The organism is Pelovirga sp. C15f (genome assembly GCF_057178085.1).
In genome coordinates this window covers 120,959-145,564 of sequence record NZ_JBXUCV010000004.1, presented here as the reverse complement: position 1 = coordinate 145,564, position 24,606 = coordinate 120,959, and the positions used below count along the sequence as shown (strand labels likewise).

22 protein-coding genes are annotated in these 24,606 nt (G+C 51.6%); 9 read left to right on the top strand and 13 right to left on the bottom strand.

Going from position 1 to position 24,606, the window contains the following annotated elements:
• Positions 1-31 precede the first annotated feature (31 nt).
• Positions 32-1,813, bottom strand: coding sequence for a cation:proton antiporter (locus AC1931_RS11145; protein ID WP_483877342.1), 1,782 nt, complete (start codon positions 1,811-1,813; stop codon positions 32-34).
• A gap of 160 nt (positions 1,814-1,973) precedes the next feature.
• On the opposite strand from AC1931_RS11145, the gene AC1931_RS11140 reads away from it, so the two are divergent.
• Both AC1931_RS11140 and AC1931_RS11135 read left to right on the top strand, forming a co-directional pair.
• Entirely contained in the window at positions 1,974-2,261 is a 288-nt protein-coding gene (locus AC1931_RS11140) for a sll1863 family stress response protein (RefSeq protein WP_483877341.1), read from the top strand.
• Positions 2,262-2,461: 200 nt separating this feature from the next.
• Positions 2,462-3,874 (top strand): dihydrolipoyl dehydrogenase, encoded by a 1,413-nt coding sequence (locus tag AC1931_RS11135; RefSeq protein WP_483877340.1) that lies wholly within the window; start codon positions 2,462-2,464, stop codon positions 3,872-3,874.
• Between the two features lie 14 nt (positions 3,875-3,888).
• Here the strand turns inward: AC1931_RS11135 and AC1931_RS11130 are convergent, their stop codons facing one another.
• The 5 genes from AC1931_RS11130 to AC1931_RS11110 form a co-directional block, all read right to left on the bottom strand.
• Positions 3,889-4,743 (bottom strand): ion transporter, encoded by an 855-nt coding sequence (locus AC1931_RS11130; RefSeq protein WP_483877339.1) that lies wholly within the window; start codon positions 4,741-4,743, stop codon positions 3,889-3,891.
• A 77-nt stretch (positions 4,744-4,820) separates the two neighbouring features.
• Positions 4,821-5,276, bottom strand: coding sequence for an ATP-dependent zinc protease family protein (locus tag AC1931_RS11125; RefSeq protein ID WP_483877338.1), 456 nt, complete (start codon positions 5,274-5,276; stop codon positions 4,821-4,823).
• Between the two features lies 1 nt (position 5,277).
• The gene (gene mgtE, locus AC1931_RS11120) at positions 5,278-6,639 is read right to left on the bottom strand and encodes a magnesium transporter (RefSeq protein WP_483877337.1); all 1,362 of its coding nucleotides are present in this window, start codon (positions 6,637-6,639) and stop codon (positions 5,278-5,280) included.
• A 165-nt stretch (positions 6,640-6,804) separates the two neighbouring features.
• Positions 6,805-8,304 carry an OmpA family protein gene (locus tag AC1931_RS11115; protein ID WP_483877336.1) on the bottom strand — a complete coding sequence of 500 codons (1,500 nt, stop codon included), beginning with the start codon at positions 8,302-8,304 and terminating at the stop codon, positions 6,805-6,807.
• A gap of 77 nt (positions 8,305-8,381) precedes the next feature.
• Complete coding sequence (locus AC1931_RS11110) at positions 8,382-8,681, bottom strand: hypothetical protein (RefSeq protein ID WP_483877335.1); 300 nt, start codon at positions 8,679-8,681, stop codon at positions 8,382-8,384.
• Between the two features lie 115 nt (positions 8,682-8,796).
• Between AC1931_RS11110 and rimK the strand changes: the two genes are divergently transcribed.
• The 3 genes from rimK (at position 8,797) to AC1931_RS11095 (ending at position 12,336) form a co-directional block, all read left to right on the top strand.
• The gene (gene rimK / locus AC1931_RS11105; RefSeq protein ID WP_483877334.1) at positions 8,797-9,702 is read left to right on the top strand and encodes a 30S ribosomal protein S6--L-glutamate ligase; all 906 of its coding nucleotides are present in this window, start codon (positions 8,797-8,799) and stop codon (positions 9,700-9,702) included.
• Entirely contained in the window at positions 9,699-10,727 is a 1,029-nt protein-coding gene (locus tag AC1931_RS11100; RefSeq protein WP_483877333.1) for a succinylglutamate desuccinylase/aspartoacylase family protein, read from the top strand. Before rimK ends, AC1931_RS11100 begins: the two co-directional genes overlap by 4 nt.
• Before the next feature lie 307 nt (positions 10,728-11,034).
• The gene (locus tag AC1931_RS11095) at positions 11,035-12,336 is read left to right on the top strand and encodes a DEAD/DEAH box helicase (RefSeq protein ID WP_483877332.1); all 1,302 of its coding nucleotides are present in this window, start codon (positions 11,035-11,037) and stop codon (positions 12,334-12,336) included.
• Between the two features lie 360 nt (positions 12,337-12,696).
• Here the strand turns inward: AC1931_RS11095 and AC1931_RS11090 are convergent, their stop codons facing one another.
• Both AC1931_RS11090 and AC1931_RS11085 read right to left on the bottom strand, forming a co-directional pair.
• On the bottom strand, positions 12,697-13,158 hold the full coding sequence (locus AC1931_RS11090) for a YbjN domain-containing protein (RefSeq protein ID WP_483877331.1): 462 nt from the start codon (positions 13,156-13,158) through the stop codon (positions 12,697-12,699).
• Between the two features lie 865 nt (positions 13,159-14,023).
• Positions 14,024-14,608, bottom strand: coding sequence for a nicotinamide mononucleotide transporter (locus AC1931_RS11085; protein WP_483877330.1), 585 nt, complete (start codon positions 14,606-14,608; stop codon positions 14,024-14,026).
• A gap of 723 nt (positions 14,609-15,331) precedes the next feature.
• On the opposite strand from AC1931_RS11085, the gene kamA reads away from it, so the two are divergent.
• Positions 15,332-16,651, top strand: coding sequence for a lysine 2,3-aminomutase (gene kamA / locus AC1931_RS11080; protein ID WP_483877329.1), 1,320 nt, complete (start codon positions 15,332-15,334; stop codon positions 16,649-16,651).
• Positions 16,641-17,486: a putative beta-lysine N-acetyltransferase gene (ablB, locus tag AC1931_RS11075; protein WP_483877328.1), complete on the top strand. Its 846-nt coding sequence runs from the start codon at positions 16,641-16,643 to the stop codon at positions 17,484-17,486. The genes kamA and ablB overlap by 11 nt, the downstream gene beginning before the upstream one ends.
• Before the next feature lie 15 nt (positions 17,487-17,501).
• Here ablB and AC1931_RS11070 read toward each other — a convergent pair whose 3' ends face one another.
• A complete protein-coding gene (locus tag AC1931_RS11070; RefSeq protein WP_483877327.1) occupies positions 17,502-18,326 on the bottom strand; it encodes a DUF169 domain-containing protein in 825 nt (274 codons plus the stop codon).
• 135 nt (positions 18,327-18,461) lie between these two features.
• On the opposite strand from AC1931_RS11070, the gene AC1931_RS11065 reads away from it, so the two are divergent.
• Positions 18,462-19,073, top strand: a complete 612-nt coding sequence (locus AC1931_RS11065) for a class I SAM-dependent DNA methyltransferase (protein WP_483877326.1) — start codon at positions 18,462-18,464, stop codon at positions 19,071-19,073.
• Positions 19,074-19,164: 91 nt separating this feature from the next.
• Here AC1931_RS11065 and ccsB read toward each other — a convergent pair whose 3' ends face one another.
• From ccsB to AC1931_RS11045, 4 genes are all read right to left on the bottom strand, one after another.
• A complete protein-coding gene (gene ccsB / locus AC1931_RS11060; protein WP_483877325.1) occupies positions 19,165-20,034 on the bottom strand; it encodes a c-type cytochrome biogenesis protein CcsB in 870 nt (289 codons plus the stop codon).
• Between the two features lie 3 nt (positions 20,035-20,037).
• A complete protein-coding gene (gene resB / locus AC1931_RS11055; protein WP_483877324.1) occupies positions 20,038-21,426 on the bottom strand; it encodes a cytochrome c biogenesis protein ResB in 1,389 nt (462 codons plus the stop codon).
• 100 nt (positions 21,427-21,526) lie between these two features.
• Complete coding sequence (locus tag AC1931_RS11050; RefSeq protein ID WP_483877323.1) at positions 21,527-21,943, bottom strand: P-loop NTPase family protein; 417 nt, start codon at positions 21,941-21,943, stop codon at positions 21,527-21,529.
• A 200-nt stretch (positions 21,944-22,143) separates the two neighbouring features.
• A complete protein-coding gene (locus tag AC1931_RS11045; protein WP_483877322.1) occupies positions 22,144-23,010 on the bottom strand; it encodes a DnaJ C-terminal domain-containing protein in 867 nt (288 codons plus the stop codon).
• Positions 23,011-23,179: 169 nt separating this feature from the next.
• Here AC1931_RS11045 and hemG point away from each other — a divergent pair, with 169 nt between their 5' ends.
• Positions 23,180-24,592 carry a protoporphyrinogen oxidase gene (gene hemG / locus AC1931_RS11040; protein WP_483877321.1) on the top strand — a complete coding sequence of 471 codons (1,413 nt, stop codon included), beginning with the start codon at positions 23,180-23,182 and terminating at the stop codon, positions 24,590-24,592.
• The last annotated feature ends 14 nt before the right edge of the window (positions 24,593-24,606 follow it).

Sequence of the window (24,606 nt, the reverse complement as noted above, 5' to 3'; positions counted from 1 at the left end):
ATGATCATGTATGAAGGTACTTCCTGCCCTGTTATTCCGGGGCAAAATACAGCAAGATCCAGTTTGTTGTGGCGTTAAAAGGTTGTTCTTTAGAGTAAAGCAGCAGCTTGCCCTGAGGTGATACGCCACCGATCAACATCCAGTCCGTTCCTAGTTCACCCAGGCGACTTTTAAGTCGATCGAGATCAAAATCCTTACTCAGGCGGGTTGTCTGTATGCTCCAGCCGTCATTCAGGCGTTGCTGCAGGGTGTGAAAATCTGTCGGCGGCTCAAAGGCAAAATAGCCTCGTTGCTGCAGGGTCAGGCGTTTTTGCTCCTGGACGGCCTCCTTTTGCGGGGCCAGTTGAAAGGTACGATGGTGACCAAATTCATGCCCCTGGGCTTTACAGACCAGGGCGTTATAATAATGATTGTCGGTGGCGCATAACAGAAAGCTCAGATGTTCATCCTCCAGTTTATGTTCGGCATGCTCAGAAAGAATTTCCCCGTAATAGACCTTGATTCCGTCCATGCGCAGCAGTTTGAGCCGATGATAAGATCCATCGGCCACAACCACGTCGATCTCACGCTTTTTCAATGCCTTTGCCAGGGCCTGGGTCCAGGCCGAGGCTCCCACGATCAATAAACCATTTTCATCCTCCGCAGCCAGAGACATTTTTCGCGCCAGGGGTCCCAGGGTGAGTCCATGGGCCAGAACCGTCACGATGATGATCAAAAAGACGATGGGCAAAAGCGCTGCGGCATCTGGATAGCCGGCAGCGACCAGTGCCGGACCGAAAATTCCTGCGGTGGCTGCTGCGACGATGCCGCGTGGGGCGACCCATCCCAACAGAATTTTATCCTTACCCCGGATCGGCGCCCCCAGGGTGGCCAGGGCAATGGTCAGCGGGCGCACCAGCAAGAGCACCGCGACAACGAAAGCGGCCACCCGCCAGTTCAGCAATTCCAGTTGGCTGACCTTGAGTTGCGAAGGAATGATAATGAACAGTACCGCTAACAACAGGATAGTAAGATTTTCCTTGAAATGATGAAGTGACTCACGTTCGACCAGTTTCATATTGCCGATAACCAGACCCATTACCGTGACGGTCAGCAGTCCCGCCTCATGCTGTACCAGATTGCTGACCCAGTAGGCTGCGAGAACATGGACCATCAAGGCCGGGGGTTTCAGGTGGGCGGGAACGGATCCGCGCTGATAGAGCCAGCCGGTAATCCAGCCGCCCAGACCGCCGAATACGGCGGCTGCGAGGATTGCCAGGCCCAGGCCGGACACGGTCTGTTGCCAGCTGCTGCCGGCGTAGGTGAAATACTGGAAAGTCAGGACTGCCAGTAAAACCCCGGTCGGATCGTTGATGATTCCTTCCCACTTGAGCAGCGCTGCCGACTCTTTGTTGAGGCGCGCCTGGCGCAGCAGAGGCAGGATCACGGTCGGCCCGGTGACGACCAGAATAGCACCCAGAACCCAGGCGACCGGCCAGCTCAGTCCGGCAATATAGTGTGCCGCCAGGCTACCGAAAACCCAGGCAAGGGGAGGTCCGAGAATTGTCAGGCGGCCGATACCATGACCGACTCGGCGGATTTCGCCCAGTTTTAAATCCATGCCGCCTTCAAACAGGATAATGGCAACACCGAGGCCGATGAGTTCCGTCAATTCAGTCTGAGATAGCCCCAGCTCGATGATGCCGCTTACCGGGCCCAGCAACAGCCCCGAAGTGATCAGGACGACAATCGCCGGCAGATGAATCCGCCAGGCCAGCCATTGGCTGGCCAGTCCGGCACTTAAAATAATCAGCAGCAGGGTAGCGATGTGCATAGTGACTCCAAGGTTAAAAAAAATCTGCAAAGGCAATAATAAGAGCATATACTTCAGAAGGTAAGATAGGTGTTGATATTTTTTTGTTCGTTCGATCTGTATGAGAAACGATAGGGTGTTAACCTGGCTCTAAGGAGCTCAAAACCAAGGAGAACAAACAATGAGCATGAAAGCAGCCTACGAAAAAAAATTGCAGGCCAAGCTGGATGAATGGAACGCTGACATCGATAAACTAAAAGCCCGGGCAGACTCGGCCGAGGCCGATATCCAGCTGGAATATTACAAGAAAATTGAAGAGTTGAGATCGCAGCAAGATGCCGCCAGAAAAAAGCTTGAAGAGCTTAAAGACTCGAGTGATGACGCCTGGGAAGATCTCAAGGCCGGTGTCGACAGCGCCTGGGATTCCCTCAGCAGCTCCATCAAATCGGCGATCTCTCGCTTTAAATAATGTGCCGGCCACCCATCACGGTTGCCCTTAACAGCCTGCACCGCAGCATGGGAAACGAGTGTGCCTGTCCGTTCGTTGATTCACCGCACATTTCTGAACGGCTGGGCTTCGTGCAGCCCGTTGTGCGCCAAGCCTCGTAAACCGGGCAGGTAATGGGGGTCATTTACGTGGCGAAGTGACTGCCTTGCAAAGAGGATGCAATGAAAACTCAAGTTGATGTTGTCATCATCGGCGCCGGTTCAGCCGGACTGGCGGCGGTGCGTCAGGTTAAAAAAAGAACCGAGAGTTATGTGCTGATTAACGACGGCCCCTACGGCACCACCTGCGCCCGGGTTGGCTGTATGCCTTCCAAGGCCCTGATTGAAGCGGCCAACGCCTACCATTCCCGGCACAGAGCTGAAACCTTCGGTATTCGCGGTAGTTCTGCCTTGTCCATTGATGTGTCGGCCGTGCTGCGACGGGTTAGAGCCTTGCGTGACCGTTTTGTGTCGGGGGTGCTCAAGTCCACTGAAGCCCTTGGTGAGCGGAGTATTGCCGGGCGCGCCAGGTTTGTCGGAGCGAATACGGTTGCTGTTGGTGATCAGCAATTTGAAGCCGGACGCATTATTATCGCCACCGGTACCAGGCCGGTTGTCCCTGCCCCCTGGCGGCCGCTGGGCGAACGGCTGCTGACCACCGACACCTTTTTTGAGCAGAAAACTCTGCCGGCACGGATGGCCGTGATCGGTCTGGGAGCCATCGGGGTTGAAATGGCCCAGGCGTTGTCGCGCCTGGGTGTCGAAGTGTTCGCATTCAGTAACAGTGATCGGCTGGCAGGAATTTCCGATCCGCAAGTCAATGCCTGTCTGCAGGACACGTTAAGTGCGGAACTGACCCTTCATATCGGCCAAGAGGTTGAGCTCAGTGCGACGAGCGGCGGCGTGCGGGTTCAGTCCGGCTCCGTTGGACTGGAAGTCGGGCAGGTGCTCGTGGCCATCGGGCGCAAGCCTAACCTCGACGGACTGGGATTGGCGGATCTGGATGTCAAGCTCGATGAACATGGCATGCCACCGTTCAATCCCAACACGATGCAAGTCGGTGATCTGCCGATTTTTATTGCCGGGGATGTGAATGGGGATCTCGGTTTGCTTCATGAAGCTGCAGATGAAGGGTTCATCGCCGGCATCAATGCGGTCAGTGATGAATTGACCTGCTTTGAACGCCGGACGCCGCTGGCTATTGTCTTCTCCGACCCCGGGATTGCAGCAGTCGGTCAGCGTTTCACCAGCCTTGATCAGGAACAATGTCTGATCGGCAGTGTTGATTTCGGCTCGCAAGGGCGTGCACTGACCGCACAGAAGAACAAAGGCGTGATGCGAATCTATGCCGGCCGCGATGATGCCCGCCTGCTTGGCGCGGAAATGTGCGCGCCGGCCGCAGAGCACATGGCCCATCTGCTCGCCCTGGCCATTCAGCGCGGACTGACCGTCCATGATCTGCTGGCCATGCCATTTTACCATCCGGTCCTGGAGGAGGGGCTGCGAACCGCCTTGCGTGATATCGCTAAGCAATCACAGGTCGTTCGATCCGACCTCAGCGCGTGTGAAGACTACCAGATCGAGGCGCTGGATTAACATAGATCGGCACACTAACCGGTTTTTTTTGTTTCCGGCAGCATGGTACCGCAGTGGCGGCAATGAGTCGCGTCGGTGGTATGATCGGCTTTAGAGCAGGATTCGCAAGCCCGTCCGTCGTTTCGGGTGCGCAGGGATGTGGCTAGTTCTGCTGTATAAATGCCGGTTGGTACGGCAATAATACCGTAGCCGATCAGAATCAGGATGGATGCTGCAAGCTTGCCGAACGGGGTTGCCGGCGAGATGTCGCCATAGCCTACGGTCGAAACACTCACCAGTGCCCAGTACATGGAAATGGGGATGCTGGTGAATCCGTGTTCAGGTCCTTCAATAACGTATAACAGTGCGCCGAAGATGGTGATAATGGTTAACATCGCCAATAAAAACACCAGGATTTTACGCCAACTGTTGCCCAGGGTGTCGAGCAGTACACTGGTGGCACGTGTGTAGCGGCGCATATGCAGGACTTCGAATATGCGCAGGATGCGTAAAACCCTGAGGACGGCAAGAAAATGAAGGCCAGGGAACAACAGTGACAGATAGGTCGGCAGCAGGGCCAGCAGATCAACGACACCATAAAAACTGCGCGCGTAGTGGAGGGGTTGACGGATTACCGTAAGCCGTACCAGGTATTCCAGCGTGAAGACCAGCGTAAATGCCCATTCCGCCGTTCTGAAGATTTCCCTGTAACGGGCATGTAGCAGGGTGACGGAATCGCAGATGACAATGGTAACACTGACCAGAATAGCCAGGACCAGGGCGATGTCAAAGGTTCGCCCTGCATTTGTGTCATAGCCGAAAATGACATGAAAGCAACGCTGCCGCCAGCCTTCGCGGTCATATGGGTGCGGGGAATGAAAGCGGCTCACAGTGTTTTTTCCTCGTTTGGTTCAGAATACTAGCCCCGGGCTTCAATAAGGCCAATCTTGGGTTCAACGAGGGAAGGTTACCCTGTTTCCCTGAGTTGATTTTGATCCGGACGTCCAAAACGATAGGAATGATTCGGATTGACGGTCATTCCCCGCATGGCACTTCGTCCTAACAGCATGCGGAATTTCATCGTATCGCGGTTGGTAAGGGTCATTTCGATCGGCCAGGTACGTTCTCCCAGCCGGATCGGAGTATAGATGACATAACGCATCTCGCGATGTCCGCCGGAGTCACAGACTTCGCGGTAATCATGAACAGGATAAACACAATCCACCCATATTTTATTACGCTTTTGCAATGGTCTTACCCCGAAGTGTATCATCGGTTGATCGTTTTCCATATAGGGTTCGACAAAAAAAGCATGAAGAGCTGAGGTTCTGGCTCCGGTATCAATCTTGGCCTTGATTTTCTCTATTCCCAATTCAGGAAGAGAAAACCACTCGCGCCATCCAACCTGTATGATTTTTTCCATCTCAGAGTTTGTCCAGTACAATTGTCGCAAAACTAAGAACCAGAAAAAAACCACCCATGTCGGTAATCGTGGTAATGAGGGCACCGGTAACCAGTGCCGGATCAAGCTTGAGCATTTTAAGAAGCAGAGGCGTCAGTCCGCCAACCAGAACCGATAGCAGCGTGTTTAATGCCAACGCCAGGCCGATCACTATGCCCAGCACCAGGTTCCCCTGCCAGAAATAAACGAGCCCGCCGAGCAACAACCCCAATCCGATGCCATTGAGGATGCCAACGCTGGATTCCTTCATAATGACCCGCCCTAATTCGTGAGGGCGCAGCAAGCCGAGTGTCAGCTCGCGCATACTGACAGCTGCCGCCTGCTGTCCGGAATTGCCGCTCATATCGCTGACAATCGGCAGAAAGACGGCAAGGGCGATGACGGCTGCAATGGTGTCCTGATACAGGGCGATAATACTGGCGGCAATGATATTCAAAAAAATGTTTAGTGACAGCCACGAAAATCTACGTCCGGCTCTTACTGCGACCGGCATGGATCTGAACTCTTCACCACCGATGATGCCGGAGAGGCTTAAGAACTGATTCACACTTTTTTTCTGTCTGGCGTCTTCCACCGCCTCAGGCATAACAATACCCACCAGACGGTTATTCGGGTCGACCACTGGTGCGCCAAAGAGATTGTGTTCCTCAAAAAAGTTGCGCAATTCATCTAGAGGGGCGGTGACGATGATCTTGTAGGGGTTGCGAATCATCAGCTTTCCCAGGGTTGTCGAGCGCTGGGGGAAAAGCAGGTCGCGCATCCGCAATACTCCTTCAAGATGACCTGCGTTGTCGGTTATGTAGATGTATTGGACATCGTACTCGGCGTATTTCTCACGGTTGGTCTGTAGATTATCAAGAACATCCTGAACGGTCTGGTTACTGCGGTAATCGAGAAATTCCGAGATCATCAGGCCGCCGGCGGTATCCTCGTCATAGGTGAGGAACTGCCGCGCTTCTTCGGCGTCTTCCGGATTCATCTGTCCGATGATGGCGTTGGCATCATCGGAATCCATTTCTCCAAGAATGTCGACGACGTGGTCGCTGTCAAGCTCCTCGAGAATCGCCGCTGCTTGTGACGGGTCCATCTCCTCGATGATTTCCGCCGCCTGGGTGTCAGACAGGTCTTCAATGAGTTCAGCAGCGTCCTCAGCATTAAGCAGAATCATCAGCTCATTGACAAGGTCATCATTGATTCGTGAAATCGCCAGAGCAGTATCGGCGGGATTGGTGTTGTCAAGAAAGGATCGGATCCGGGCATCGTCTTTTGCCGTGATCAGTTCTTCGAGATGTTCCCAGGGCTTTTCAGTTTGTTGAGTTTCCATTGCTTAAAACCTGTCAGCCTGGTGGCGGCGATGAAAATATGTTGTAAACAGTTTCTGTGAGTGGCGGGTAGAACCGCTCCTTGTGCCGGTACCTTGGCCCCTGCAAAAAGAGGGGATGGAAGGTACCGGCACAAGGATTTACCGGTTCAAATCAGGATGCAATGATCAGGGAGTGATAATCACATCAATTCTGCGATTCTGGGCTCGTCCTTCTGCCGTAGTATTGGGTGCCAACGGGCGACTCGGTCCGTACCCGATAGCAGAAACCTTTTCAGAAGCAATAACCCGATTGGCGAGCAGATAGTCTTGAACCGCCTCAGCGCGTTGTTGTGAAAGGTGCTGGTTGAGCTCCTCGGACCCAGTGGAATCAGTGTGACCTTCAATCGTTATAGTTGCACCTTCAAATGTACGTATGGCATGTTGAACTTTGCTGAGCAGGGGATAGTTCTCGGGCATAATCATCGACTGTCCAATCGGGAAACTCATGCCACGCAGACGGATAACCATCTGTTGTCCCTGCTTGTAGCTTTCGGCTTCATTTTTGGAGAACATGGCCTGGACCTGGTTGTAGAGTTCGTTAAAGCGTCGCTCGGCAGCGAGTCTCTCCTCGGCGGCCTTTTTCTCGGCAGCCAGGCGTTCCTGTTCGGTTCTTTTTGTTGCTTCCGTCTGCTCAAGCCTTTTTGCCTCTTCGCCCAACCGGAGGTTTAATACGGCAATTTCCTGGGCTTGGTTGCTGCTTTGATTCGACAGGAAGTTTCTGTCTTCTACCAGGGCTGTTGCGGCACCCAGCACATTGCTTTTTTGGATATCGAAGGATTGGTCACGCATATCCTGAGCACCAAGATTGGCGGCGACCCCGGCAATGAGGCCTTCCGTCCAGAGACTGATATCAATCGGTTTCATCTGCTGAAATGCTGTGCTCTGGCGGGTAAGCTGTAAAAGCCGTTTGGCATTAAACAGGGTGCTGCCGGCCATCTCCTGCATCTCTTTCGTTGCGTAGGGATTGGCGGCAATATAATTTTCTGCCCGCTGCAGTTCCTCGCGGGTTTCGGCAAGAAGTTCAGGCGCTATTTTGCCGGCATTTTCAGCTTCTGCCTGAGCCAGCACTTTACGCACATCACCAATGGTATTTTCCTTGATGGCCCGGATTTCTATAGCACGGAAGCTGTTGGCAACTTTCTGCTGATTGCGTTGTGCATAACCCACATTGTTGTTTTCTATCGCCCGGGTCAGATCAAGGAAGTCGCTTTCCAGCACCGCATAGTCCTGCTCAAAAGCTGTCGCTCCGGCGGTGCGGGCAAGATCCCGGTTTTTGATTGCCTCAGGCAGAGCGGTCCGGGCCAGTTTGGATATTTCCTGCGCTTTTCCAAGCTCCGCGTATCCCTGGGAAAGATAATTGCTGATCTGTCCGATTTCACCCTTGGCAGCAATGAGTCTGGCTGCCTCTTTGTGCGAGGCTTCAGCCCTTGAAAACCAGGTTGGGGAAAGGATGTTCTCCTGTTGCTGGCGGGCACGGATGATGTCGGCTTCAAGTTTGGCTGCTTCCTCCGTGGGATTTGTCGGTACAGGTATCGGTTCCACTTTGAGTTTAGGTACGCCGCAACCGGCAACCAGCAGAGTGATGGTTAGTAGCATAATGGGCCAGAGGTAAGTTTTTGTTTTCATTTAGTTCTCCTTGGAGATTGTCCTGAAGGTATTCAGGTACAGGTTATTGCAAATTGAACAGTTGTACGCCCCGGAGGTCAACTGGATGACTCACCGTCACCGGGTTCCTGCTGCGATACGCCGTCGTTGTAGCGGCGATAGTGGGTAAATGTTTTGTGGCTGATCACGACAAAAAAAGACTCCAGATCGATCAGGCTGTAACCCATCTGATACATTTCTTTACAGATCTGGTCCATGTCTTCCTGGAAAATTCGTCTGCAACCGGCAATCTGGCGCAGATGCTTTATCGAGATACGATAGCGCCCATTGGGTTTTCCACCGAAGGGATTCTGATAGATATCGACCAGGTGCTTTGCAATCTTTTTGTAGTTCACCATATTTCCTCCAGTTATATAAAAATATATACATAGACAAAAAAAGTTTGTCAATAGACAAAAAATAATATACTAATATCGTTCTTGAGAACATCGTAAATCAAAAAAGGAGAATGTAATGAAAGTTGCAGTCTTGTCGCGCAATCCAAAACTCTACTCGACCCGTCGTCTGGTTGAGGCTGGAGAAGAACGTAACTATGAAGTGCAGGTTATCGACCCGTTACGTTGTTATATGACAATTGCCAGCCAGCGTCCGACAATTCACTATAAGGGTGAGGAATTGCAGGGGTTTGATGCGGTTATTCCACGAATTGGGGCGTCGGTGACTTTTTACGGGACGGCCGTTGTGCGCCAGTTTGAAATGATGAATGTCTTCAGCATTAATGAGTCGGTAGCGATTACCCGTTCGCGCGACAAATTGCGCAGTATGCAGTTGTTCGCGCGTAAGGGGATCGGTTTGCCGGTGACCGGTTTCGCCCATTCGACATTATATACAAAAGACCTGATCAATCTGGTCGGCGGCGCACCCCTGGTGGTCAAGTTATTGGAGGGCACACAGGGGATCGGGGTTGTTCTGGCCGAAACAGATAAGGCGGCAGAGAGCGTCATTGAGGCGTTCCGGGGTCTGAAGGCAAATATTCTGGTTCAGGAATTCATCAACGAGGCTCAAGGCGCTGATATCCGGTGTTTTGTTATCGGCGACAAGGTCGTCGCGGCCATGAAACGGCAGGGGAAGGAAGGCGAGTTCCGTTCCAACCTGCATCGCGGCGGAACCTCCAGTGTGACGCGCTTGACCCCGGAAGAACGTATGACCGCTATTCGGGCAGCACGGATCATGGGATTGAATGTTGCCGGGGTTGACCTGTTGCGCTCCAATCATGGGCCGGTGGTCATGGAGGTTAATTCTTCTCCCGGACTGGAAGGGATAGAAAAGGCGACTGGTAAGGATGTTGCCGCCCTGATCTACGATTTTATTGAAAAGCAGGCAAAACCGGGTCGCACCCGTACCAAGGGGCAGGGATGAAAGTAGCTGATTTTGAGTTGGGCGGAGAAACAATCACGCCGGGTACCCGCAAAACTGTGGAGTTGCCGGTAGCACGCCTGTATACCAATAGTGAGGTGACATTGCCGGTTCAGGTAGTTCATGGTCGCCGCGCGGGGCCGGCACTTTTTGTCAGCGCGGCCGTGCATGGTGATGAAATCAATGGTGTTGAGATTATCCGTCAGCTGTTAAAAAACAGGGCGCTTAACCATCTGCGCGGAACCCTGATTGCAGTGCCGGTGGTCAATCCTTTCGGATTTATCCAGCGCGCACGTTATTTGCCGGACCGGCGAGATCTTAACCGTTCTTTTCCGGGAACCGCAAAAGGGTCTCTGGCGGGTCGCCTGGCCCATGTTTTTATGAAAGAGATCGCTGAAAAATCTGACTTTGGTATTGATCTCCATACCGGGTCCAACTTCCGCAGCAATATGCCGCAAATCAGAGCGAGCCTGGAAGATCAGAGAACCGTTGATCTGGCAATGGCTTTTGGTGCACCCGTGATTGTACCATCTGAAATGCGCGACGGTTCCCTGCGTGAAACGGTCGCGTCGCAAGGAAAACCGGTTTTGGTTTACGAGGGTGGTGAAGCCCTTTATTTTAATGATGCCGCGATTCGTACCGGTATCAGGGGGATCATTAAGGTGATGCGTCATGTTGACATGCTTCCCCCTGGTCGTGGTGGAAAGATCCGTGAGTCAATCATTACTGATCGTACCAGCTGGATGCGGGCCAATATAAGCGGCATCTTCACCCGGCGGATGAAACTGGGTGGATTTGTCAGAAAAGGTGACCTGCTTGGTGTGCTGAGCGATCCTTTGGGCGATGAAGAGGAAAAAGTGATCGCCCCCTTTGCCGGTATCATTATTGGTCAGCTTGCCATTCCTCTGGTTCACGAAGGGGATGCCCTGATCCATCTGGCCAGGGTTCCGGATCCGAGTGAAGCTGAAGAAGCGATGGATCATTTTGCTTCTACCCTGACCGATGAGGACTTCGGGATGGAGCGCTGAGGTAGCGGTGAGCGCCCCATGTCAGCGCGTGTCGGAACCAATCGCTGAGTGTGAAAGAGGCGTCTGTGGACTGCAAACCGTGGCAGGTTTTGTGATTGTTGTGGACAGACGCCGGAGCTTCTGTTAGTATCCAAAGGTTCTGGCGCCTTCGGTCGGCGTCATTTTCGTGTCCATCGGTTAGCTTTTTGCGTATTGTCCTCGCATATCTCCCCCTTAGACCATCAATTAAGAGATTCCTGCCTGTTGACCGTTCCTTACGTTTTATCACTTAGGGATGGGCCGGTTCCACATTTGGAGAAATATATTTATGTCGTTTGAACAACTCGGTCTTCGGGCCGAACTCCTCCGTGCTGTATCTGAAGCAGGCTACAGCCAACCCTCACCAATTCAGGCCAAGGCGATTCCGGTGGTACTAAAAGGTGGCGATCTGCTTGCCGGCGCTCAGACCGGGACCGGTAAAACCGCCGGTTTTGCCCTGCCGATGTTGCAGCGTTTGAGTGAAAAAACACCTCAGCGCAGCGGTGCGATTCGTGCTCTGATTCTGACCCCGACCCGCGAACTGGCGGCCCAGGTTGAGGCGAGCTTCCGTCTCTACGGTAAGTATCTGCCGTTACGATCGACGGTGATTTTCGGTGGTGTCAATATCCGTCCGCAGATCAGTGCCCTGCGTAACGGGGTTGACATCGTGGTGGCCACTCCGGGGCGTCTGCTTGACCATGTCGGTCAGAAGACCATCGACCTGTCGCAGGTTGAGATGCTGGTGCTGGATGAAGCCGATCGCATGCTCGATATGGGCTTTATCCATGATATCCGTAAAATTCTTGCTCTGTTGCCGCGCAATCGCCAGAATATGCTGTTTTCAGCGACATTTTCCAATGATATCAAGCGTCTGGCTGATGGTCTGTTGAAGGCCCCGGAGATGATTGAAGTGGCCCGGCGCAACACCGCTGCCGAGCAGGTCGATCAGGTGATGTATCGGATTGACAAGGGACTTAAGCGCGCTTTGCTTTCCCACCTGATCTCCGGCAGTAACTGGCAGCAGGTGCTGGTGTTTACGCGTACCAAGCATGGCGCTAATCGTCTTGCCAGTCAGCTGGACAAGGACGGTATTACGACGACGGCGATCCACGGTAACAAGAGTCAGGGTGCCAGAACCAAGGCCCTGGCTGATTTTAAGCAGGGGAAGGTGCGGGTGCTGGTTGCTACCGACATTGCCGCGCGCGGTCTCGATATTGAGCAATTGCCCTTTGTCGTGAACTATGAGATGCCCAACGTTCCCGAAGATTATGTCCATCGTATCGGCCGCACCGGTCGTGCCGGCCATACGGGTAACGCTATTTCTTTTGTCTGCAGCGAAGAGCGCAAGCAGCTGCACGATATAGAAACCCTGTTGCAGCGCCGGATTCCATTGCAGGAGCAGGAAGCTGGACTGAAACTGGTCTCTTCGGCCGTAGACTCACCGGCGCGACGTCCCATGCGCGGCGGAGGCGCAGCGCCATCGAATCGCCGCCCGGCAAAAAGCCAGCGCCGGACTTCCCGTCCGCCGGCAGGAAAGTCTAACCCCCAGGCTGGTGCAGCAAAGGCACGCGCTGGTCGTGCCCCGCGATAACACAGGTTAATGCCTGGAATGTGCGACACTGCCCCTCGAAAGCTGTTATGACAGCTTTCGAGGGGCTTGTTATTTCTCAAGCCCACCAGCGGTTCTTTAGCTCAGCCACCCAGGCATTCTTACCAACCATGGTTGCTCGCAAATTCCCGCCGGTTGCGTATGAAAAGTTCCTGGAAGATGCGAGACCCTATTGCAAAATAAATTGCATGACAGCCCAACCTGGTGATTTTAGGTTGAGCTGTTGATTGTCCTGATTTTTGGTAATTATGAGACAGGGGCTTCAACGTTACGCATGAGACGCGGAAAATAGCGCATCCGCACGCCATTTTCCGTCGCTCTCGAAGCGATCGTTCGACATATCTAGATAATATCTTTCAAGAATTCAGACAGAGATAGATTAAAGGTCCGAATTGAATCTTTGATTCTTGCAATCGTTACCCCCCCCTCCAAGTCAACGTCCATTTCGAGTACAGGGTCGCCGTCATTGTCAAGGTAGGCTTTTGAGTACTTTTTACTCATGTTCCAGTCGTTGACATCACGCATTGTTGCACTGGTTTCGCCAATGCTAAAACGATACATTATGCTGCTATAGTCATTGCCCCTGACAAATACAAGGATGTTATAGCCTTGCATCCGCACAATAAGGTCGTCATCGCTGTCTACTTCAACATTCGTGAAGCCTTGATCCTGAAAAAATGACTTCATCTGCGCAGAAGTTAACGTTTGGACAACTCGGTTGTCTTGCGCATTCACAATCGACGCGGATGCAAGCATGAGCAAACAAGCAGTCAGGGCAACTAAGTAGGTTGATCTTTTAAACATGGCTCTCTCCTTTTGGCTTTGGTTGTTACATCTTGACTAAATAATAACTGGGTAAGTGCTTGATTTAATTATCAAACCACACTTTTTGGAGAATTTTTTATCTGAAAGTTTTTTCTTTCCATTTTCTATTGATCCTATTATTAAAAACGGTAGGCTCAAATCTTGTGCCGCCTGAAGGCGGCTGGTTAAGCAGTTTCAATTGATCGAACATCTGGCTTGGCAATATCAAATTTGCTTTATTTAATTTAATATGTCAAATAATAATTACGCAGATTTGAAGTTTTCATATCACGCTTGAGTTTAAATACCCATTTTGAGGCGAGGACAGCTTTCAACCTTCGGTATTCAGTCCGGAGCAACAACACCAGGATGTTCATGAGGGCGTCGCTTGCTACAACTTGTCTTGTATTTTGAAGACGGTTGGAATTTGTCTATAAGCGTAGATCATACAGACCCGATTATTTCAGCTTGATAAGTCCTGGCCCCGAGAAACGCCCTCAGCCAGAATTAACACTTCAGAAATGACAGTCCCCATTTGTTGAGACTCAAAATTCAACACTTCAAGGACGAGTCCGTCTATCACATTTTCGATGGGATGTTGTGTGAAATGATCATAACTGGCTTGTTTTCCAGACTTGCCGAAATCCATCGTCATTTTTATAGGTTGTTTTATGCGTGCGCATTTCAAGCTCGGCAGAAATGACTTTGCCGGCCCTTATCCAGAAGTGGCAGGTTCTTCATCAATAAACTGCGTTTGCCAATAACCCCGGCATCGCGGAAAGCTTGTTCACTGTTCGCCAGGCAAGGGTTTGATGTTCTTACTGCCGGAATTATTGAGAAATCGCCCCTTGATCAACTTTCTTTGTTACTGAATATAAATCTGTGATTTTCGCGCAGCTGAAAATCCGTAAATAACAAAACACAAGGAAATCAATTGCTGAATGGCCAGCAATGGTTTGTGATGTAAAAACATGAGTGCTGCCATGCAGCCGTTCATCAGCATAAAGAACAACCAGCCTTTTGAGTTTTTCTTTGCAAGCAGATAGCTTCCTATCAGAAAACCTGCCGTTGTCCCAATCTCCAAGAACTGGGTAAGAGAGCAGATGCCGCCATAATCATAAAAACTGTAACTGACACCGAAGATTAACGTCATATAGGTAATGGTGCTCGTGATTAAATCCAGGGCTTTGCGTGGATGAATAACATCATGGTAGGCGTTGTACAGGCCAAAAATCATTGCTGGAACGCCACCAACCTCCATTGATGCTGCTATCCAATTGTGTTTGCTGATAAGAATGATAACCCAGGCGGGGACACCAAGAATGTAAATAACCCATCCAAAGAGTCTGAGCTGTCTTTTTATCGTTGGGGATTTTCCTTCGGCAAAGACAAAGAAAATTTTGTTCAGGAGATAAAAGCCACCTCCCCATATTTGTAACATCAGATCCATAAATGATTTTCCTGGAAAGTGGGTTTTCTAATGCCGGACGGGACTATTCATCTAGAGGTTGCGAGCCGGAACCCCGTCCCTGAGCCATGCTCCGCCGGAGGGTATACAAAGTGCCCGGCCCCGAAGTGAGGTTGACTGTGAAGTCGGTGACAATGAAAACAGTGAAATCATGGTACCAAATATCTTACCCTGCCGAGTTGACCGGTTGACTCAGATAAGCTTTAGCAATGTAAGGGAACCACGATAGAGGAGACAATATTTAATTGTTCAACTACTGTGTTGCCCAGCATCCTGCTGGGATCAAGGCCCGGCTCGATCATTCCAGCCTTATGTGGTCCTGCCTGATCGGGTAAAGAAACATTTGTCGACGCCATAAAGCCAGAAGTCGCATCAAAATGACCTTTCTTGATCAGTACTTGAAAAGCAAGATCATATTTGTTACCCTGCGTAAAAATTTATTTAAAAAAACCATTCCGCACAAATCTTCGTGCGAGAAAGTTTTTTACTTTCAAGATGTTTATTATCTATTACCACCTCTGTGAACTTACCCATCGTGTCAATCTTCATGGCAATGTGACGGCGTTACTTGTCGGACGTTGACGGCCTCTTGAAAAAAACTCTGTTTATTTCGTTTGAACTGTATTGGAGTTTAACAGCATTTTTTTGTCCGTTAACTGACCACCGACAAAAAATTCTTATAAAAGGAGAAAAAAGGCTTTTATCATGAGTATTTATTCCAGCAATCAACAAAAAATCGCGGCAGATTTGAGTGAAGATCAGGTTCATCAGTCCAATTGGACCGACTGGCACTGGCAGTTGCGAAATTCCATTAATCGCGTTGACACGTTTGAAAAACTCCTCGGGATCGAGCTTCAAGATGTGGAGCGGCGTAAAGTTGAACTGACCCTGCGAAAATTTCCCCTGTCGATTACTCCTTATTACCTGTCCCTGATTGATGCCGACGACTTTCGCAACGATCCGATTTTTCGCCAGGCGTTTCCGGATCCTAAAGAGCTTGAAATTGACAAATGCGACATGAGCGACCCGTTGGCGGAAGATCGTGACAGTCCGGCGCCGGGCATCACCCATCGTTATCCCGATCGCGTGCTGTTTCATATCAGTAATGTCTGCTCTATGTACTGCCGCCACTGCACGCGCAAGCGCAAGGTCGGCGACACTGACTCCATCCCGGATCGCGATCAGATTCGTGCCGGACTTGACTATATCCGCGGCGCAACCGAGGTTCGTGATGTGCTGCTCTCCGGCGGTGATCCGCTGATGCTCTCTGATCAGTATCTCGACTGGATCTTGACCGAATTGCGCCAGATCGAACATGTTCAGATAATCCGTATCGGTTCACGTATGCCGGTCGTGCTCCCCTACCGGATTACCGACAATCTGGTTGATATGCTCAAAAAACACCACCCGGTATGGCTCAATACCCACTTTAATCATCCGCGGGAGATGACCAGTTCGTCCCGGCAGGCGTTAAGAAAACTGGCTGACGCCGGGATCCCCCTGGGCAACCAGACGGTGCTGCTGGCAGGGGTGAACGACTGTGTGCGGATCGTCAAGTCGCTGGTGCACAAGCTGGTAGAAAATCGGGTGCGTCCTTACTATCTCTACCAGTGCGATCTGTCTGAAGGTTTGTCCCATTTCCGTACACCGGTGGGTAAGGGGATCGAGATCATGGAAGGCCTGATCGGTCACACCAGCGGTTTTTCGGTGCCGACCTATGTGATTGATGCCCCGGGTGGTGGCGGTAAAATTCCTCTCACTCCCAACTATCTGATTTCCCTGTCAACCAACAAGGTTGTGTTACGCAACTATGAGGGGGTGATCACCACCTATGCTGAACCGGAAAGCTACAGGACGAAATTTTGTGATCGCCGGTGCACGACCTGTAATCTGCAACTGAAGCTGGATGGGGCCGAAGATAACAATACCGCCACCGGGATCGAGCGGTTGCTGTGTGATTATGATGAAACCATCAGCTTGACTCCGGCCGGTAACGAACGCATGGAGAGACGAGATGTCAGTTGATCGGATTGAAACCTTCGGATCTTCCGTATTGCAGCACGGTCCTGAAAATGATCGGGTTTATCTGATGAAGTTGCAGCAGGAAGATGTGACTGGAGTGCTTGAATATATCGATGAACTGGTCGATCAGCATGACTACTCCAAGGTGTTTGCCAAGATTCCTGAGACCATCAAAGCCCCTTTTTTGCAAGCGGGTTACTGCGTCGAAGCGCAGGTGCCGAAATTTTATCAGGGTAAAACCGATGGTTTATTCCTGGCCAGCTATCCTCAGACAGAGCGCCAAAACGACCCTGATGCAGGGATCGTAACACAGGTGCTGGATGCCGCACGGGCGAAAACGTGTTCAACGGTTCCCGTCAGTTTACAAGACGACGGGAACTATCAGTGCCGCCTGGCGCAGCCGGACGATTGTTCGGCGATGGCTGATCTTTACCAGCGGGTCTTTTCCAGTTACCCCTTTCCGATCCATGACCCGGACTACCTGGCCGGGACGATGACTGATAATGTTGTCTACGCCGGTATCTGGAAGGAAGATAAGCTGATGGCCTTGGCCTCAGCCGAAGTTGACAAGGCCGGCTCCCATGCTGAAATGACTGATTTTGCGACTGATCCGGTCTGTCGGGGCAAGGGGTTAGCCCATCTGCTGCTGGCCGAATTGGAAACACTGATGGCACAAGCAGAGATTCAGACCTGTTACACCATTGCCAGAGCTACCTCGTTTGGAATGAATATCACCTTTGCCAAAAGTGGCTACCAGTATGGCGGTACTCTGGTGCAGAACACCCAGATTTCCGGCGGGCTGGAGAGCATGAACGTCTGGTACAAACCGGTCGAGTAAGAGCAGAAAGCTCGATCAGGTCGTTCTGCTCTGCATCAGTTTGTTCCAGGTGTTGCGTTCCAGGAAGGAGCCGGCGACATTCTCCTCCATGGTTTGGAACATCGACCAGGGCAGCGACATGCTCATGACATTGTCGCCGAAGTGATTGCGCAGATAGAGGCGCGCTGACAGGTCCATCAGGCCGGCAACTGCCTTGGGATGATCTTTTTCCTCTTCATCGTAGGCGTAGAGACTGATTGCCTGACAGCCGGCGGCAAATGGGAAGATGACATTGTCGTTGCCGTCGAAGCTGTAGTTAGCTAATACGCCGAGGGCGGAAAACTGGTCAGGATTGCAGAAAAAAACCACAACAATCGGCTCTTCCAGTTGCAGATCAATTTCGCTCAAGGGCTTGAATACCACGTATTGGGCGGGGATATCACGCATCGGTAGATCATCGATAAAATCACGCACCGCCTCCGGGTTTTTCAGGTAACGCTCGCCCTGCAGATATTCCTCAATAAAATGCTCATCAGCAACGGCCTTGAGCGCCCTGGCTACTTCTTCTCCTTCGGGGTGGCCGGCGTTGCCGGAGGAAAGGAAACGGCAGAATCCTTCAGTCCCGCCAGGAAAATTACGATACTGATCGCCGAAGCCAAGGCCGGTGCCGCCGCCGAAACAGCCAAAAGCATCGCGGCTGCAGGCGGTGACCTTGCCTTTGGCCGCCGCCGCTGTCAGCCACAGGGAGCAGGCCCAGGACTTGTCCTTGAACATCTGAGCCCCTTCAGGTTTCTCATCGCTCCAGAGAATAGCAACAGGCTGGTGGGGCAGGTTGATTGCTGCGGCAATCTGACTGTTCATGATAAGCTCCTGTCGGCAGAAGAATTACACGTGAAAATGCTCACAGGGCGATCATTATATTGATGTTAATAGTGCTTGTCGAGTATGTTGCCGGAACCCTTGCCGAGGAATCGCTGTACAGGAGATTTGCTGCCGATGAGTTTTAATGAAAAAGCCACGCGCTGGGATACTGATCCAAAAAAGATAGAACGTGCTGAAACGGTAGCTGCGGCTATTCGTAAGCAGGTGCCATTGTCACCCACAACCCGGACCCTGGAATACGGTTGCGGAACCGGGCTGCTCGGTTTTGCCCTGAAACCGGCAGTTGGCGAGCTGGTGCTGGCGGACAGTTCCCCGGGGATGCTTAGTGTTGTTGAACAAAAGATCGCTGCCGGCAGTTTTGATCAGGTCAGTATGCTTTATCTCGACTTGTCCGCGGAGCCGACACCGGATGAATGCTTCGATCTGATCTGCTCGCTGATGACCCTGCATCATGTTGACGACTATCAGGGTTTGCTGGTTGCTTTCTGGGAGTTGCTCAATCCCGGGGGGCATCTGTGTGTTGCCGATCTTGATGTTGAAGACGGGAGTTTTCATGGCAGTGATTTTAGCGGACATCAGGGGTTTGACCGTCAAGAATTGGCGGGGTTGCTGACGCGGATCGGCTTTGTCGATGTCAACTTTACCACCGTCTTCGAGGTGGTACGCGGCGAAGAAGGGGCGCTTAAGGGGTATCCGGTGTTTCTGATGGTTTGCCGACGTCCGTAATGGCCGGCGTGAACCATTGAAAAAGACCGATAAAAAGGGCGCCTCATGACGAAGCGCCCTTTTTTGTACTCGTTTTTTTTTGACTAGCTGATCAGCCGCCACCGTAGGAGTGCAGGCCTGACAGTACCAGGTTGACCCCCAGGTAGCAGAACAGGGTGGCGCCAAAGCCGATCATTGACAGCCAGGCTGCTTTGCGTCCGGCCCAGCCGCGGGTGAAGCGGGCGTGGAGGAAGGCGGCGTAGATAAACCAGACAATCAGGCTCCAGGTTTCCTTCGGATCCCAGCTCCAGTAGGTTCCCCAGGCATAATAAGCCCAGGCGGCGCCGGTGATGATGCCGAGGGTCAGCATCGGAAAGCCGATCATAATGGCTTTGTAGTTGAGGTCGTCAAGCACCCTGGTCGGTGGGAACATGCCGAGAATACCACCCATCGGATCAGGCCCTTGATGTTTTTCCTCTTTGCCGATTTTCAGCAGGTACATAATTGAGACGCCGAAAGCGATGGCGAAAGCGGCATAGCCGATAAAACAGGTGATGACATGATAGGTCAGCCAGTTGCTCTGCAACGCCGGTACCAGCGGATCAATCGATTTGTTCAGGCTCATTTGTCCCCAGAGCATGGCGAACAGGGCAATGGGGAGAACAAAGGCGCCGACGGCACGGTGTTTACTGAAATACTTCATCTCCATGAACAGGTAGACGGCGACGATCGACCAGGCGAAAAAAACTACCGATTCATAAAGGTTGGTCAGGGGGGCACGGCCATGTTCATTGCCCAGAAGCGCATAGGATTCATACCAGCGCATCCCCAATGCCCCGGTCTGGATGATAAGGCCGGTTAGCGCCGCCAGGGTTGCCGCCGCGGCGACCTTGTTGTTTTTGGTTGCGATAAAGGCGATATACAGAACCATCGAGGCAAAATAAGCAATGGTCGTTAAATTAAAGAGTTGTCCACTATCCATGGGTTATCCCTCCTTTGTCGGGGAATCATTTTTAACGGCATTTTCCACTTTTTGCATCAGATCATCAAAGGCCAGGGCAAATCCTGGCTGGTTGCGGTGTGCATTGCCGGCCAGCTGAACTTTAGTACCCTTGCCATCATGTTCAATGCAGGCCCAGACCCGCTTGTGCGACATGAAGAAGGCGACGAAGGGGCCAATAATCATCATGATACAACCGGCCCAGACAATATTCACACCGGGATCCCGGGCGACCTGCAGGCCGGTGAAGTAGGTCTGACTGAAGCCGAGCATGGCGAAGCTGAAGCGATCACCACGACGTTCGTCGAATTCAGGAAAATTCTGCCAGATGACCACCGGATTTCCACGGGCACCATCCGGGCTGATCATGTTCATCCGCATCGCCGGTCCGAAACTGCGGTCGTTGTCAGTGAAATCAGTAACAATGACACTGAAGCCGTCGGCCAGTTGCACTCGACTGCCTAACGGGGCATTGAATTCCTGGATTTCGCCATTCTGGCTGTCGGTGACTTTAAAGCTGATAGTGGGATCACCGGCCTGACCGTAACTTGACTGGTAGAAGATAATTCCCTCAAAAAACAACGGGTCGTTAACGACAATTCTTTTTTCATAGACTTCAACACCATCTTTGAGAATCACCAGATCGCTGGCATACTCCATTGGTCGGGAGGTGTTGGGGTAGAATTTGACGTCAAAATTGTCGCAGCGTACTTCAAAACCCAGATCAATGCGCTGACTGCCATCCCGGGTCATCACGTGCGAAACCGAATCCCCTTCAGGGATATTGACGTAGGCTTTAAAACCAAAAACATTGCCGATGATGGCTCCAACCAGGACCACAATAATGGAAATGTGAGTCATGTAAGCACCCAGGCGGGAGAAGATTCCTTTTTGGGCGAACAGGTAGGTTTTTCCGTCGGCGTCAGTGCGTACAGTCCTGGCGAAGTTTTTATCCAGCGCTCCTTTGACTTTCTCAAGGACCGCTTCCGGCGACTCTTTAGTACTGATTTCCAGCTTGTTGCTGGAATTTTTCAGTAGCCCCGGAGTGGCAATGTGCGCCGGCTCTTTGAAAAACTTCCAGGTACGCGGAAAGTGTTTAATCGAACAGCAGATCAGGTTGACGCAGAACAGGGCCAACAGACCGATAAACCAGGTGGAACCGTACATCTCCGTGAACTGGAGTTTGGTGAAAAGTTCGTAGTTGGATTGTCCGTAAAGACGAATATATTCTGCTGCTGATGAGTTTTGTGGAATAATCGTGCCGATGATGGAGGTGATCGCCAGCAATAAAAGCAGAATGATGGTCAGCTTCAGGGAACAGAAAAAGTCCCATATGCGATCAGTGAAGTCTTGTTTTTTTTCTGTTTCAGTCAAGGTGAATATCTCCCGTTGCAGAATGCCTGAGAAATCAGACAAAATTGGTCATAATAAACGACGGCCTCCGTCGTTTATCGCGGTGCGTAGCGGGAGAATCTCAATGGATCAGAACGGTTGTACGTAAAAAGGCCAAGGCGTGGCGAGGGACAATCGAGGTGACAGGCAGTTGTCGTTTATTCTGACAACTGATCATTGGCGGCACAAAGGCTTTGACTGTTTTTGATTGCGGAAGCTGCTGGCGTGACTCAAGAATCAGCGGGAGCAGATCCTTGATCTGATTGGCATACTCAGGGCTGCCGAAGTTTTGTATTGGCGAATGAGCGCGATGGCAGGCGGTACTGTCGCAGCAGGTATCAGAGGCTGTTTTTTTAATAAAGTCATGGCAGGCGTTAACCTGGATATTGATTGTGGAGTGTTCTGTTAGCGGTGCAGAGGGGCATCCCATTACTGTTTGCAGACCAGTCAGTAACAATAAAAACAGGGTTGGGAGCAGTGAGCGCAGGATTTTTTTCATGATGTGCGTGGGCCACCTTAAGGATGTGGTAGGGGCTGTATGGCCCCATTTCCAGTACGTAAGGACCTCTGTAGTGCTTTTTAAAAGTGCTGGCCACTATAGCCCATGCCGTCGCTGCAAAGCAAGGAAATTAGCCCTGAACCCCGTGTTCACCATCAGTTGATCTGACAGGTTGAATGATTCAATCGTCAGACATAGCTTTACAGCCTGACTTCCTTCAATTTTTTCAATAACTCTTTCTGTTCTGCACTGAGATTTTTGGGAACGGCCACCTCGATAATCGCATACAGATCACCGGCTTGCTGATTTCCCGAGGCTGCAACTCCGAAACCGCGCAGACGGATCTTTTGACCTGGTTGCATGCCGGCCGGCACTTTAACCCGCTTAGGGGATGTAAGGGTCGGCACTTCGATAGTTGTACCGAGGCAGATGCCGCTGAAAGGAATTTCCGCCCTGACCAGCAGATCTTTGCCTTCACGGCTGAAAACCGGATCGGGTTCAATATCGATTTGTAAAAACAGATCTCCTGCCGGTCCACCGGCCGGATTGGCACCCCCCTTGCCGGCGACGCGAAGTTTTGCTCCCTGTTCAATGCCTGGGGGAATCTTGACCTTGATCTGCTCGACCTTGCTGTCGCTGCGATAATCGATGCGCCGTTCACCACCCTGAACCGCCAGGCGAAAAGGGATACTGATCTGCATCGAATAGTCCTGCCCACGTTGCGGTGCCCGGCGCGAGTGAGGACGCCCGCCAAAGAGCTGGCTGAACAGGTCCTCACCTCCGAAGCCGCCGAAGATATCCCCCATGTTGACATTACGGAAGATGTCTTCCTGGGAAAAGCGCTGGTGAAAACCGGCATCACCAAACTGGTCATATTGATTTTTTTTCTCCGGGTCGGATAACACGGCGTAGGCTTCTGTCAGTTGTTTGAATTGATCTTCGGCATGTTTGTCGCCGGGGTTTTTATCGGGATGATACTTCTGCGCCAGTTTGCGATAAGCTTTTTTTATCGTAGCGGCATCGGCATTGCGTTCGACGCCGAGTACCGAGTAATAATCCTTGGCCATAGTTCTAACGCTCCTGCTTGTTGCGAGTTGATATTCAACGCCATAGTAGGATCAGTTTTTAAACAGGTCAAGCACCTATGCTTACAGATGCCGCGCTTGCTTGACCTGTCTGTGGTGAACCGCTAGGATGTGGAAAACTTTCATTAATCCGAACTTTTCAGGGGTCATTATGACACGAATCGCAATCATAGGAGCAGGAATTTCCGGTTTGGCGGCAGCCAGTGCTATTGAAGACCATGCCCGCCGATCGGGCCTTGATCTGACCACCCTGGTCATCGAAAAACAGGAACGTGTCGGCGGTAAGATCTGGTCGATCAAGGAAGAGGGCTATCTGTGTGAATGGGGACCTAATGGTTTTCTCGACAGTAAACCCATGACCCTTGATTTCTGTCGCCATCTGCAGATTGAGGAACGCTTGCTACGTTCAGACGATAACGCGCGCAAACGTTATATCTACGCGGATAAAATGCTCCACCGACTGCCCGAGAATGGCCCCTCCTTTTTATCTTCCAAGCTGATCTCCTGGCCGGGAAAAGTGCGGCTGGCAAGTGAAGTGCTGGTACCCAAACGTAATGATCCCGGTGATGAAACCCTTGCCGAGTTCGGTCGTCGGCGGTTGGGCAAGGAAGCTCTGGATAAGCTGATTTCACCCATGGTATCCGGTATTTTCGCCGGTGATCCGGAGACCATGAGTCTGAAAAGCTGTTTCCCGCGGATTAATGAACTTGAGCAGGAATATGGTGGTCTGCTCAAAGCGATGGTGCGGTTGGCACGTAAAAAACGCGCCGAGATCAAGGAGGGTAAGGCGGTTGCCAGTGCCGCTGGACCGGGTGGGGTGTTGACGTCTTTTGTCGGGGGTATTCAGGAGTTGACCGATGCTGCATCCTCTTCTTTAAAAGGAGAGTTGATTAGCGGTCAGCAAGTGGAGCGAATCGAGGGAAAATCAGGTGGATTTTTGCTGTATCTGGCTGACGGGCGACAGCTTGACGCTGACATGGTGATTACCGCTTCCCCTTCTTACGCGGTAGCGGCAATGATCGATGAACTGAATTCACAAGCGGCAACGCTGTTGCGTGAAATTCCCTACGCCCCGATGAACGTGATCTGTTTTGGTTATGAACGTGAACGGATCGCGCGCAATCTGGATGGTTTTGGCTATCTGATTCCCCGTGCCGAAGGGTGCAATACCCTGGGCACCCTCTGGGATTCGAGCATTTTTCCCAATCGCGCCCCGGAAGGAAAAGTGCTGTTACGCTCAATGATGGGCGGCGCGACTAATCCTGCAGCGATCGATCTTGCAGATGAAGAGGTCATTGCCCGCACCACCGCCGATTTGCGTCAGATCATGGGAATTACTGAGTTGCCTGATTTTGTTCGGGTGTTCCGTCATCCACGTGCGATTCCTCAGTACACTCGTGGCCACGGAGCCAGATTGCAGGCTCTGGATGCTGCGCTGGCAACAACGCCGGGGCTGTTGTTAACCGGAAATGCTTTTTACGGGGTGGGTTTGAACGATTGTGTCAACGCAGCCAATCGGGTGGCCGAGCGAGTAATATGGGAGTTACAGCATCGAGGCGCCTGATGGCGTTATAAAAA